Consider the following 12,532-nt stretch of genomic DNA (forward strand, 5'->3'; position numbering starts at 1 on the left):
CGACCGGGGTCGGGGGCGATGTCGAGGCCGGGCGCGCGGCTGGGGCCGGGCGCGGGGTCGGCCCCGGCACGCGGACGGGACCGGAACGATGAGCGGCGCGGCCGACGCCGGCAGCCTGCTGCAGGTCTCCGGGGTGACGTTGCGGTTCGGCGGGGTGACGGCGCTCGACGACGTCTCGATCGCGGTCGAGGACGGCACGGTCTGCGCGCTGATCGGGCCCAACGGCGCCGGCAAGACGACGCTCTTCAACTGCGTCTCGGGCCTGGTCCGGCCGGACGAGGGCCGGGTCCGCTTCGGCGGCCGCGCGATCGAGCGCGCCTCCGCCCACCGGATCGTGGCCCACGGGGTCGCCCGGACCTTCCAGAACATCGCCCTGATCCCGTCGCTGAGCGTGCTGGAGAACGTGATGCTCGGCGCCTGCGCCCAGGGCCACCTGGGCTTCTGGCGGACCCTGGTCCAGGTCGGCCGGACCCGCCGCCGCGAGCGCCAGGTGCGGACGACGGCGCTCGAGGCGCTCGACCGGCTGGGCCTGGCGACCGTCGCCGGCGCCCGCCCCGACGAGCTGCCGTTCGGCTCGCTGAAGCGGGTCGAGCTGGCGCGGGCGCTGGTCTCGCGGCCGAAGCTGCTGCTGCTCGACGAGCCCGCCTGCGGCCTCAACCACGCCGAGGTCGAGGGGCTGGCGCAGCTGATCCTCGAGATCCGCCGCCGCCACGACCTCAGCGTGCTGGTGGTCGAGCACAACATGGGCCTGGTGCGGGCGGTCGCCGACCGCTCCTACGTGCTCGACGCCGGCCGCGTGATCGCCGAGGGCAGCGTCGACGAGGTCAGCGCCGACCCGCGCGTGATCGAGGCCTACCTGGGAGCGCCGGCATGAACGCGCTCGAGATTCGCGGGCTCGACGCCGGCTACGGCCGGGTGCGGGTCCTCCACGACGTCGGCTTCGACGTCGCCCCGGGCGCGGTCACGCTGCTGCTGGGCGCCAACGGCGCCGGCAAGACGACGACCCTGCGGGCGATCAGTGGCCTGCTGCCCTGCGACGGCCGGGTCGCGGTCGACGGCACCGACGTCCGCGGCTGGTCGGTCCACCGGATCGTCGCGCAGGGCGTCGCCCACGTGCCCCAGGACCGCGGCACGCTGGCCACGCTGACGGTCGAGGAGAACCTGCGGCTGGGCGCCTACCGCCGCCGCGACGGCGAGGTCGCCGCCGACGTCGAGCGCTGGTACGGCTTCTTCCCGCGGCTCGGCGAGCGCCGGCGGCAGAAGGCCGGCACCCTCAGCGGCGGCGAGCAGCAGATGCTGGCGATCGGCCGGGCGCTGATGTCGCGGCCGAAGGTGCTGCTGCTCGACGAGCCCTCGCAGGGGCTGGCGCCGCTCGTCGTCCAGGGGATCTTCGCCGCCCTCGGCGAGCTGAAGGCCGACAGCGAGACGGCGATGCTGATGGTCGAGCAGAACGCCGGCCTCGGGCTCGACCTGGCCGACCACGCGCTGGTGATGGACGCCGGCAGCATCGTCTTCTCCGGTTCGCCGAGCGCGCTGCGGACCGACGACCGGCTGGCCCGGATCTACCTCGGAGGCCACGCATGACCGAGTTCGCGCAGACGCTCGTCGACGGGCTCGCGAACGGGGCGATCTACGCCTCGCTGGCGCTCGCGCTGGTGCTGATCTACCGCGCCACCAACATCGTCAACTTCGCCCAGGGCGAGATGGCGATGTTCTCCACCTACGTCGCCTGGCAGCTGACCGCCTGGGGCGTGCCGCTGGCCGTCACCGTGCTGGTCACGCTGGCCGCCGCGCTCTTCACCGGCGCCGCCGTCGAACGGGTCCTGATCCGGCCGCTGGAGGGGACCTCGGAGCTGGCCGTCGTGATCCTCACGATCGGGCTCTTCCTGACCCTCAACGCGGTCGCGGTCTGGGTCTGGGGCGGGCTGATCAAGACCGTCCCCAGCGTCCTGCCCGACGCCACCTGGGACGTCGGCGGGGTCCGGCTCTCCGGCACCAGCGTCGGGATCGTCGCCGTGCTCGTGATCGAGGTGGTCGTGCTCTACGGCCTCTTCCAGTTCACGAAGCTGGGGCTGGCGATGCGGGCCGTCGCCGAGTCGGGCGAGAACGCGAGCCTGACCGGGGTCGACGTCCGCCGGATCCTCGTCGTCGGCTGGGGCTTCGCCGCGGTCCTCGGCGCGATCGCCGGGCTGCTGATCGCGCCACAGGTCTTCCTGGAGCCGAACTTCATGTTCGGCGTCCTCATCTACTCGTTCGCCGCCGCGGTCCTCGGTGGGATCGACAGTCCCGGCGGGGCGGTCGTCGGCGGCCTGATCGTCGGCGTGACCGAGAACCTGGCCGGCAACTACGTCGGGGCGATCGGCAGCGACCTGAAGATCCTCGTCCCGCTGACCCTGATCGTCGGCATCCTGCTCGTTCGGCCGAACGGGCTCTTCGGCACCAAGGCGGTGACCCGCGTATGACGCGTCCGTTCGTCCTCGAGCGTCGCACGGCGCTGACCCTGGCCGGCCTCGCCGCGGCGCTCGTCGTCGCGCTGGTCGTGCCCTTCTACAGCTCGACGTACTGGAACTACCAGCTGTCGATGATCTTCGTCTGGGCGATCGCCGCCTACGGCCTCAACCTGGTCACCGGCTACCTGGGCCAGATCTCGCTCGGCCACGGGGCGTTCTTCGCCGCCGGCGCCTACCTGCTGATCTGGGGGGTCGAGGACCAGGGCCTGCCGCTGGCCGTGGTGCTGGCGATCGCCGCGGTCGCGACGCTGGTCGCCGGCTACGCGGTCGGCACCCCGGCGCTGCGGCTGCGGGGCCTGTACCTGGCGATGCTGACGCTGGCGCTCGGGGTCGGCGTGCTGCCGGTCCTGAAGCGGATGGAGGGCCTGACCGGCGGCGTCACCGGCCGCAACGTCACCCAGCCCGAGGCGCCCTCGTGGCTGAGCGCCGCCCCCGACCAGTACGTCTACCTGCTCTGCCTGCTGATGCTGGTCGGCACCGCGCTGCTGGCGCGGCGGCTGGCCCGCGGCGAGCTCGGCCGCTCGCTGGTCGCGATCCGGGAGAACGAGACCGTCGCCGCCGCCCAGGGGATCGACGTCGCCCGCCACAAGCAGCTGGCGTTCGCGATCAGCGCGATGCTGGCCGGCCTGGCCGGGGCGATGTACGCGATGGTCGTCGGCTACGTCTCGCCGAACGCGTTCGGGATCTTCCTCGGCATCAACCTGCTGGTCGCCGTGGTGGCGGGCGGGATGGGCACGCTGCTGGGACCGCTGCTGGGGGCGGTCTTCATCCAGCTGCTGCCGATCGCCGCCGGCGAGGTCGACCAGGCGCTGAGCGGGATGGCCTACGGGGTCTTCCTGATCGTGGCGATGCTGGCGATGCCGCTGGGCCTGGTCGGGCTCGGGCGCAGCGTCGCCGATCGGGCGTCGGCCCGCCGCGCGGTTCGCGGCGCCGGCGCCCGCAGTCGTGGGAGCGACGGGTCCGGGGAGGACCCCGTCGTGGAGGCCGCGCGCTCCTAGGCGCGCGGCGAAACCGAACGAGGAGAGAGCACCAGTGTCCTGGAGAAGCGTCACCGGCGGCCTGCTGGCCGTCGTCGCGACCGCCGGCCTGAGCGCCTGCGGATCGCGGTCGGAGGACGGCGGCGGATCGAGCGGGGGATCGCCCGGCGTCACCGACACCACCATCAAGCTCGGATCGAGCGCGTCCTACTCGGGCCCGGTGGCGGCGTACGCCACCCTCACCCGCAGCATGGAGGCGTACTTCAAGCACGTCAACGAGGACGAGGGCGGGGTGAAGATGGCCGACGGCAAGCGTCGGAAGATCGAGTTCACCGCCTACGACGACGGCTTCGACCCGGCGCGCGCGACCGCCAACGCCCGCCGGCTGGTCGAGCAGGACGAGGTCTTCGGCCTCGTCGGCACACTCGGCACCGACCCCAGCGTCGCGATGATGGACTACCTGAACAAGCGCGAGGTGCCGCAGGCGTTCGTGGTCACCCAGAGCACGAACTTCGGCGTCGACGCGGCCAAGCACCCGTGGTCGATCGGCTTCATGCCGACGATCGCCAGCGAGTCCGGCGTCTTCGCCGGCGACCTCCGGAAGCACGGCATCAGCGGCGACGCGGTGGCGATCTTCCCCAACGACGCCGGCGGCAAGAACCACCTGTCGGGGCTGCAGGCCGCGCTCGGCGACGGCCCGGTCCGGCTGGCGAAGAGCGAGAGCTTCCAGGAGTCCGATCCGACGGTCAACCCGCAGATCGCGGCGCTCCAGCGGACCGGCTCGAAGGTCTTCTTCGACCTCGCGCCGCCGAAGTTCGCCGCCCAGGCGATCAAGCGCACCCACGAGCTGGGCTGGACGCCGCGCCACTACCTGCCGTCGCAGTCGAACTCGATCGAGGCGACGCTGAAGCCGGCCGGCCTCGACAAGGCCAAGGGCGTCTACAGCGTAGCCTGGCTGAAGGACCCGAACGACCCCAAGTGGAAGGACGATCCGGAGGTCCCGAAGTACCGCGGGGTGCTGCGGAAGTACGGCCAGAACCTGAGCGCCGACGACATGATCAGCGTCCAGGGCTACGTCCAGGGCGAGGTCGTGGTGCGGGCGCTGGAGCAGGCGCAGCCGACCCGCCGGTCGTTCATGGACAGCGTCCGGAACCTGCGGGGCCTGCAGCTGAGCATGGTGCTGCCGGGGATCGAGGTCAACACCGGTCCCGACGACGCGTTCCCGATCGAGTCGCTCTACCTGGAGCAGTTCGACGGCAAGCGCTGGGTGGTCGAGGACGAGCCGGTCGACCTCGAGGGCAAGACCCCGAAGGTCCACGAGAAGTAGCCGCGGCGGTCGCGGGCGGACCGGCTCGGCGCCGGCTCGCCCGCGGCCTACGGCGCCAGCCCGCGGCGGACGATGTCGCGGCCCTCGGCGAGCGCGGCGCGGACCTCGTCGTCGCTCAGCCGCAGCCGGTCCTGGCGCAGGCTGAGGGCGATCACGCCGTTCCAGGCGCCCCACAGGAAGCGCATCCCGTCGGCGGCCGAGAGCGGCCGGATCTCGCCCGCGTCGATCGCCAGCTGGAGGTCGGCCCCGACCGCCCCGACCAGCCGTTCGACGCGGTCGGCGATCCGCTCCTCGACCTCGCGCAGGCCGGCGTCGACGCTCGGCTCCAGGATCCGCAGCGCCACCAGCCGGAAGGCGTCCGGCCGCTCCAGGTGGAAGCGGAGGTAGGCGTCGCCCGCGTCGAGCACCCGCTGGAGCGGCGACGGCGATCCGGGCACGTCGGCCATGTAGCGGGCGTTGACGTCGAGCGCCTCCTCGACGAGGGCCAGGTAGACGCCCTCCTTCGAGCGGAAGTGGAAGTAGACCGAGCCGACCGAGACGTCGGCGCGGGCGGCGATCTCGTCGATCGTGGTGCGGGCCATCCCGTGGGCGAAGAACAGCTCGCTGGCGGCGGCCAGGATCGCCCGCGCGGTGCGGGCCTTACGGCGCTGCCCGCGGTTCGGAGTCGACTCGCTCACGGCCATGATTATAGTAGGCCTCAGTTTCGAGGACTACTACAAGGAGCGGGGCGCGATGAGCGACGGGACGACGATCCGGGCCGCGGCGATCCAGATGGAGGCCGAGGTCGGCAACGTCGACGCCAACCTGGAGATGGCCGCGGCGCTGGTCGACGAGGCGGCGGCGGCCGGTGCGAGCTGGATCGTGCTGCCCGAGTTCTTCTCGACCGGGGTCGCCAACCGGCCCGAGCTGCGCGACGCCGCGCCGCTCGCCGACGGCGCCCCGACCGCGCTGCTGCGCGAGCGGGCCGCCCGCCACGGGGTCCACCTCGGCGGCTCGACCCTGGTCCGCGACCGCGACGGCCACGTGCGCAACGCGTTCCTGCTGGCCGGGCCCGACGGCGAGCTGCGCGGCCGCCACGACAAGGACCTGCCGACGATGTGGGAGAACGCGCTCTACGTCGGCGGCGGCGACCCCGGCCGGATCGAGGCCGACGGGCTGACCGCCGGCGTCGCCCTCTGCTGGGAGCTGATGCGGACCCAGACCGCCGCGCGGCTGGCCGGCCGGGTCGACCTGGTCGTCGGCGGGTCGGGCTGGTGGAGCATCCCGCTGTGGCCGCCGCGGGGGCTCTCCGGTCGGCTCGAGCGGGCCAACCACCGGCGGGCGGTCGACGCCCCGGCCCGCTTCGCGCCCTACGTCGGCGCGCCGGTCGTCCATGCCGCCCACGCCGGAGCGCTGAACTGCCCCTGGCCGTTGGTCGGCGCGGTCTACCACGGCCACTACGCCGGCGGCGCCGGGATCTACGACACCGACGGCCGGCCGCTGGCCCTGCGCCGCCGCGACGAGGGCCCCGGGGTCGCGATCGCCGACGTCGTCCCCGGCCGCCGCGAGCCGCGGCCGCTGCCCGAGGGCTTCTGGCTCCAGCCGCGGGGCGCGGTCGCCGCGGCGGCCTGGGCGTACCAGAACCCCTGGGGACGGTCCCGCTACTGGCGCGAGCACCGCCGGCGGCTCGACCGCGCGGCGCTGGCCGGAGCGGCGTCGTGAGCGCCCCGCTCGCCCCGCTGGTCCGCTCGGGGCTGACCGAGCTCGCCGCCAGCGCGCTCTCCGGCTGGGTCTACACGCTCTGCCGCACCCAGCCGGAGACGGCCCGCAAGCTCGGCATCCAGAGCCCGGCCCGGATCCGCCAGTGGCACCTCGACCTGGCCGCGCTCGGCACGGCCAGCGTCGCAGTCGGGCAGGCGGTGCCCGACCCGCCGCCGTTGGCCGAGCGGGCGCTGCGGATCGGCGCCTGGACCAACGCGATGGCCTTCCTGCCGCTCGCCTTCCGGCCCGACCTCGACCGTCACCCGGCGTTCATGGCCGCGGTCACCGGCTCGTTCGTCGCCACCACCGTCGGCTTCTGCGGGATGGCGATCGGCGGCCGCCGGCGCGGCCGCCGCGACTGATCGACCGCCCGGCGGGCGTTACTCCCCGAGCGCCCGCCGCAGGTCGCTGCCCGGCAGCACCGGCAGCAGCAGCCGCGACGCCGCCACGTCGACCGTGTTGACCGCCGGCAGCATCGGCATCGACGCGATCGACGTCCCCAGCACGTGGACGCGGATCCGGTGGCCGGCCTTGAAGCGGTTGCCGATCGGCCACAGCTCGACCCGGTAGACGCGCTCCTGGCCGGGGGCCGCGGGCCGCCGCCGGTCGAAGCGGCCGTAGGGCTGGACGATCGTGCCGTGCTCGTCCTTCAGCGACCGCGCCTCGTCGATCTCGGGGAAGTCGCTGTTGAGTCGGCCCGAGGCGACCGGGTGGGCCTTGCCGTCCGGTCCGACGTCGGAGACGACCACCCAGATCCCGGTCGTCGGCATGCTGCTCGACAGCCGCAGCTCGAGCGTGCCGGGACCGGCCGACAGCACCGGCTCGCGCAGCGGACGGGTGGTGTACGAGAGGCCGAAGCCCTCGGCCAGCGTCATGTCGGTCAGGAACGGCAGGTGGCGGGTCAGGTCGTTGACCCCGGCCGCGCCGACGATCCCCGCGTTCGGCGGGTCGCTGGCGGTGAACAGCGACGGCAGCGCGACGAACGACTGGCGGCCCTCCTGCTTGCGCGGCCCGGTGGTCAGCGAGCCGTCGTTGCTGCTGTGGCCGCCGCCGGCCGGGGCGGCGTCGAGCGCCAGCGACGCCCAGCTGGTGCCGGGGACCGGCCAGTCGCTGGCGTCGGTCCGGACCGCGCGGCCGTCGAGCAGCTTCTCGCGGTCGCCGTCGGCCATCCACAGCTTCACCCGCGGCTCGTCCTCGATCCCGTTGTCGGCCCCGGCCACGTAGTGCTCGAACCACTTGCGGGCGTCACCGGCACCGCCGTCGCTGCCCTTGGGGACGCCGTCGTGGGCGCCGGCCACCACCAGGTGGGCGCCGTCGTCGCGGAGCGCCTGGTAGGCCTGGAACGCCCCCCGCGACTCGACGTCGAAGAAGCCGTTGATCATCAGGATCGGCAGGTGGTTGACGTCGCCGCGGAAGCCGCGCTCGCGCCACCAGCCGTCGAGGTCGGGCCGCAGGATCTCGCCGAAGCCGCTCTCGGCCAGGCCGAGGATCGTGTCGACCGTCGAGAGCGGGTTGCGCAGCAGCCGCTCCGGGCCCTGGATCAGCGCCGGGGCGCCGATCATCGCCAGCACGCCGGCGCCGGGGATCAGGTTGTTGATCCCGCCCGGCACCAGCAGGTCGCGATAGAGCTCGAGGGTGCCGGACTTCAGCACCGCCGCCTTGACGCAGGGCAGCGGCAGGTGCAGCGAGTTGTAGATCGTGATCGCGCTGGCGGAGAAGCCGTTGATGCCCAGCCGGCCGTCGCTCCACGGCTGCTGGCAGGCCCACTGCAGCGCCTCGGCGACGTCGCGCTGGGTCCGCGGGCCGAGCGCGTCGAAGCGTCCGTCGCTGTCGCCGGTGCCGCGGATCTGGACCAGCAGGCTGTTGAAGCCGGGGACCGGGGCGCTGGTCGTGGTGCCGCGCCCGTAGGGGCTGAACTCGACGATCGTCGGCCGCGCCTGCAGCGGCGCCTCGCCGGAGACGGTCGCCTGGAGCGAGACGCCGTCGGAGACGGTGAAGCGCTGGTTCTGGCTGACGGTGCCGGCGCGGGCCGGCGCGGCGGCGACCGCGCCGACGGTCGCGGCGACCGCCAGCGCGGTCAGCGCCCGTCGCGTCCTCCCGCGGCGTGGCCGCGGCTCCCCACCCGTGCTCCCTCGTCCCATGGCGAGCAGGGTAGTCCACGAACAGCGTTGTTCGCAAATTCAGGCGCGGATCACGACCGGGGTCCCCAGCGGAACCGTCCGCAGCAGCCGCCGCAGCGGCGAGCGTCCCGCCCGCAGGCAGCCGAGCGACGCCGCGCGGCCGATCGTCCCCGGCGACGGGGTGCCGTGGATCGCCAGCCGGTCGCCGCCGGACCAGCCCGGCGCCAGCTTCGGCTGGTGGCCGGTGAGGGCCAGCGCGCAGCAGCCGTAGGGCGAGCGGGGGTCGCTGGTCCGCAGCGCGTCGGTGACGGCGAAGCGGCCGAGCGGGGTCTCGTTGCCGGGCCGCCCGACCGCGACCCGGAAGCGCAGGACCGTGCGGTCGCCGCGCCGCAGCCGCGCCGTCCGCCGCGAGCGGTCGACGACGATCTCGTAGTCGCTGCCGCCGAGGGTCGCGTGGGCGGCCCGGATCCACCCGCGGGCGCCGTTGCGCAGCGCCGGGCTCTGGACGGCCAGCCAGCCCGGGCGGCGGCCGACGACGGCCAGCACCGTCGGCGAGCCGAACTCGGTCCGGCGGCCGATCCGCGCCAGCCGGCGACCGCCGGGCACGGCCCGCAGCGCGGTCGGGCGGACGATCGCCGCGGTCGGATGGCGCCAGCGCCGCGCCGGCTCGCGGGCGGCGGTCCGGGGCAGGAACGGCCGCTCGGCGATCGTCGGCACGGCCGCCTCCAGCCGCGGCGTGGTGCCGCGGCCGACGAGCCCCGCGGCGAGCAGCAGCGCCGCCGCCAGGCCCAGCAGCAGGGGGAGCGACCGCCGCATGGCGCGCAGCGTAGCGGGCGCCCGCCAGCGCGTCGGCGGGCCGTGGCCCGTTCGTCCAGCGCGGCCGCTGGACGCCGGTCCCGGGGACGATCAGGCGGGCAGCGCCGCGCGGGCGGCGGCCACCACCGCGTCGAGCGCGTCGGGGTTGGCCAGCGCGTCGCGCTTGACCACCGCATCCGGGTCGGCGCCGGCCAGGATCCGCTTGATCGGCAGCTCCAGCGCCTTGCCCGAGAGCGTCCGCGGGACCGCCTCGATCGCGATCACCGCGTCCGGCACGTGGCGCGGCGAGCAGCGCTCGCGGACCAGCCGCCGGACCGCCGCGCGCAGCTCGTCGTCGAGCGTCGCGCCCGGCCGCAGGACCATGAACAGCGGCATCCAGAGGCTGCCGTCCGGCCGCGGCACGTCGAGCACCAGCGCGTCGACCACCTCGTCGGCGGTCAGCACCGCGCGGTAGATCTCGGCGGTCCCCATCCGGACCCCGCCGCGGTTGATCGTCGCGTCGCTGCGGCCGTGGATCACCGAGGTCCCGCGGTCGCTGATCTCGATCCAGTCGCCGTGGCGCCAGATCCCGGGGTAGACGTCGAAGTACGCCTCGCGCAGCCGCGAGCCGTCCTCGTCGTCCCAGAAGGCGACCGGCATCGACGGCATCGGCTCGGTCACCACCAGCTCGCCGACCTCGCCGATCAGCGGCCGCCCGTCCGGATCCCAGGCCTCGACCTTGGCCCCGAGCGCCGGCCCCTGCAGCTCGCCCAGGTGGACCGGCAGCGTCGGGATGCCGCCGACGAACGCGGTGCAGACGTCGGTGCCGCCGCTGATCGAGAAGATCCAAGTGTCGTCGCCCAGCTCGTCGCGCAGCCAGGCGAAGCCCTCGGGGGCCAGCGGCGAGCCGGTCGAGCCGACGGCCCGGATTCGCAGCTCGCGACCCTCGCGGGGGCGGATGCCGCTCTTGCGGGCGGCGTCGACGAAGGCCGCGCTGGTGCCGAAGACGGTCACCCCGGTGCGGTCGCAGAGGTCCCACAGCGCGGCGCCGGCCGGCGAGCCGTCGTAGAGCACGATCCGGCCCTCGCCCAGCAGCATCCCGACCAGGTGGTTCCACATCATCCAGCCGGTGGTGGTGAACCACAGCATCCGGTCGTCGGGGCCGAGGTCGGTGTGCAGCCGGCAGATCTTCAGCTGCTCCAGCAGGATCCCGCCGTGGCCGTGGACGATCGGCTTCGGCAGCCCGGTCGTGCCCGAGCTGTAGAGGATCCACAGCGGGTGGGCGAAGGGCAGCGGCTCGAACGCCAGCGGGCTGTCGGCGGGGCCCAGGAAGCCCGCCTCCCAGCCCTGCCCGTCGAGGTGGCCGAAGCGGACCAGCCGGGCGCCGATCGCGTCGGCGATCGCCGCGGCCTCGTCCTCGCGGCCGACGTCCTTGCCGCCGTAGCGGTAGCCGTCGACGGCCAGCAGCACCGTCGGCTCGACCTGGGCGAAGCGGTCGATCACCGCCGAGCTGCCGAACTCGGGCGCGGCGCAGGTCCAGATCGCCCCGAGCGCGGCGGTGGCCAGCATCGCGGCGATCGTGTCGGGCAGGTTCGGCAGGTAGGCCGCCACCCGGTCGCCGCGGCCGACGCCGTGGCGGACCAGGCCGGCGCGGATCCGGGCCGTCCGCTCGCGCAGCGCGCCCCAGGTCCAGGTCCCGGGCTCGCCCAGCTCGGAGGCGTGGTGGAGGGCGATCTGCTCGTCGCCGCGGCCGTCGGCCCGCAGCAGGTGCTCGGCGTAGTTGACGGTCGCCTGGGGGAACCACTCGGCGCCGGGCATCGTCCGCCGGCCGAGCGCGGGACCGGGCTCGCCGGCGACGCCGAACTGGCGCCAGATCGCGGTCCAGAAGCCGTCGAGGTCGTCGACCGACCAGCGCCAGAGGGCCCCGTAGTCGGCGCCCGGCCGGCCGACGGCGGCGGCGAACCGCGTCAGCGCGGCCTGCTCGACCTGCTCGGGGGTGGGCGTCCAGATGACCGGCGGGATCGTGCTCATGGCTGCTCGGGTCCCATCCTCGCGCCCGCGACGGTCAGTCGTCCAAGACCCACTCGCGCCATTGGTTATAGGCTGAGCTTATGGAGGTTCGGCAGCTGCGCTACTTCGCCACGCTCGCCGAGGAGCTGCACTTCACCCGCGCCGCGGCCCGCCTGCACATCGCCCAGCCGGCGCTCTCGCAGCAGATCCGGCGGCTGGAGGACGCGGTCGGGGTGGCGCTGGTCGACCGCTCGACCCACCGGGTGGCGCTGACCGCGGCCGGCCAGGCACTGCTGGCCCGCGCCCGCACGGTGCTGGCCGAGGTCGACGCCGCCCGCGCCGAGCTGGCCGACCTGGCGGGGGTCCGGGCGGGGCGGTTGACGGTCGGGATCACGCCGACGCCGGGACCGCTCGACCTGCCGGGGCTGCTGGCCGCCTTCCACGCCGCCCACCCGGAGGTCGAGCTGGACGTCCGCGAGGGGCTGAGCGTCGAGCTGGCGGCGCAGCTGCGGGGCGACGCGCTCGACCTGGCCTTCGTCACCACCCTCGCGGCGAGCGACCGCGCCCAGCTGGAGACGACCCGATTGGCGGCCGAGCCACTGGTGGCCGCGGTCCCGACCGGCCACCGGCTGGCCGAGCAGGGGTCGGTCGCGCTCGCCGACCTGGCCGGCGAGCGGCTGGTCGCCTTCCCGCGCAGGGCGACGATCCGCGAGCTGCTGGAGCGGCGGGCGGCGGCGGCCGGCCTGGTGCTGCCGGTCGCCTTCGAGGTCGGCGGCGGCGCCCGCGCCCGCGCGCTGGTCGCCCGCGGCCTGGCGGTCGCGGTGCTGCCGCACGGCGACGCGACCGCGCCCGGCCCGGCGGTGGCGGTCGTCCCGCTAGCCGATCAGGCCTTCGTGCACGAGGTCCACGTGGCCCAGCGCCACGGCCGCCGCCCCTCGCCGGCCGCCCACGCGATGCGCCGGATCGCCCTCGACCGCCACCGCTGACCCCGCCCGCCCCCCCCCCGAACCCCCGAACCCCCCCTCGCGTGGCGGTTGACCCCCGGCGCGTGGG

General features: G+C 74.8%; 12 protein-coding genes. 8 read left to right on the forward strand and 4 right to left on the reverse strand.

Going from position 1 to position 12,532, the window contains the following annotated elements; genetic code table 11:
* The first annotated feature begins 88 nt into the window (after window positions 1-88).
* The 5 genes from SH587_RS08160 to SH587_RS08180 are packed head-to-tail and all read left to right on the forward strand — an operon-like array spanning window position 89 to window position 4,814.
* Window positions 89-874, forward strand: coding sequence for an ABC transporter ATP-binding protein (locus SH587_RS08160; RefSeq protein WP_320670094.1), 786 nt, complete (start codon window positions 89-91; stop codon window positions 872-874).
* Entirely contained in the window at window positions 871-1,584 is a 714-nt protein-coding gene (locus SH587_RS08165) for an ABC transporter ATP-binding protein (RefSeq protein WP_320670095.1), read from the forward strand. The genes SH587_RS08160 and SH587_RS08165 overlap by 4 nt, the downstream gene beginning before the upstream one ends.
* Entirely contained in the window at window positions 1,581-2,462 is an 882-nt protein-coding gene (locus SH587_RS08170; protein ID WP_320670096.1) for a branched-chain amino acid ABC transporter permease, read from the forward strand. The genes SH587_RS08165 and SH587_RS08170 overlap by 4 nt, the downstream gene beginning before the upstream one ends.
* The gene (locus SH587_RS08175) at window positions 2,459-3,508 is read left to right on the forward strand and encodes a branched-chain amino acid ABC transporter permease (RefSeq protein WP_320670097.1); all 1,050 of its coding nucleotides are present in this window, start codon (window positions 2,459-2,461) and stop codon (window positions 3,506-3,508) included. The genes SH587_RS08170 and SH587_RS08175 overlap by 4 nt, the downstream gene beginning before the upstream one ends.
* 34 nt (window positions 3,509-3,542) lie before the next feature.
* The gene (locus SH587_RS08180; RefSeq protein WP_320670098.1) at window positions 3,543-4,814 is read left to right on the forward strand and encodes an ABC transporter substrate-binding protein; all 1,272 of its coding nucleotides are present in this window, start codon (window positions 3,543-3,545) and stop codon (window positions 4,812-4,814) included.
* A gap of 47 nt (window positions 4,815-4,861) precedes the next feature.
* Here SH587_RS08180 and SH587_RS08185 read toward each other — a convergent pair whose 3' ends face one another.
* Window positions 4,862-5,491 (reverse strand): TetR family transcriptional regulator, encoded by a 630-nt coding sequence (locus SH587_RS08185; RefSeq protein ID WP_320670099.1) that lies wholly within the window; start codon window positions 5,489-5,491, stop codon window positions 4,862-4,864.
* 55 nt (window positions 5,492-5,546) lie between these two features.
* Between SH587_RS08185 and SH587_RS08190 the strand changes: the two genes are divergently transcribed.
* Together SH587_RS08190 and SH587_RS08195 are read left to right on the forward strand one after the other, a co-directional pair.
* A complete protein-coding gene (locus tag SH587_RS08190) occupies window positions 5,547-6,515 on the forward strand; it encodes a carbon-nitrogen hydrolase family protein (RefSeq protein ID WP_375341745.1) in 969 nt (322 codons plus the stop codon).
* Window positions 6,512-6,916 (forward strand): hypothetical protein, encoded by a 405-nt coding sequence (locus tag SH587_RS08195; RefSeq protein WP_320670101.1) that lies wholly within the window; start codon window positions 6,512-6,514, stop codon window positions 6,914-6,916. Before SH587_RS08190 ends, SH587_RS08195 begins: the two co-directional genes overlap by 4 nt.
* An 18-nt stretch (window positions 6,917-6,934) precedes the next feature.
* Here SH587_RS08195 and SH587_RS08200 read toward each other — a convergent pair whose 3' ends face one another.
* The 3 genes from SH587_RS08200 to SH587_RS08210 all read right to left on the reverse strand — a co-directional run bounded on the left by SH587_RS08200 (window position 6,935) and on the right by SH587_RS08210 (window position 11,500).
* Window positions 6,935-8,695: a CocE/NonD family hydrolase gene (locus SH587_RS08200; RefSeq protein ID WP_320670102.1), complete on the reverse strand. Its 1,761-nt coding sequence runs from the start codon at window positions 8,693-8,695 to the stop codon at window positions 6,935-6,937.
* 39 nt (window positions 8,696-8,734) lie between these two features.
* Complete coding sequence (locus SH587_RS08205; protein ID WP_320670103.1) at window positions 8,735-9,490, reverse strand: L,D-transpeptidase; 756 nt, start codon at window positions 9,488-9,490, stop codon at window positions 8,735-8,737.
* A gap of 90 nt (window positions 9,491-9,580) precedes the next feature.
* The gene (locus SH587_RS08210) at window positions 9,581-11,500 is read right to left on the reverse strand and encodes an acetoacetate--CoA ligase (protein ID WP_320670104.1); all 1,920 of its coding nucleotides are present in this window, start codon (window positions 11,498-11,500) and stop codon (window positions 9,581-9,583) included.
* 80 nt (window positions 11,501-11,580) lie between these two features.
* On the opposite strand from SH587_RS08210, the gene SH587_RS08215 reads away from it, so the two are divergent.
* On the forward strand, window positions 11,581-12,465 hold the full coding sequence (locus tag SH587_RS08215) for a LysR family transcriptional regulator (protein WP_320670105.1): 885 nt from the start codon (window positions 11,581-11,583) through the stop codon (window positions 12,463-12,465).
* Window positions 12,466-12,532: the final 67 nt, after the last annotated feature.

Source organism: Patulibacter defluvii, from assembly GCF_034096925.1.
GTDB classification, from domain to species: domain Bacteria; phylum Actinomycetota; class Thermoleophilia; order Solirubrobacterales; family Solirubrobacteraceae; genus Patulibacter; species Patulibacter defluvii.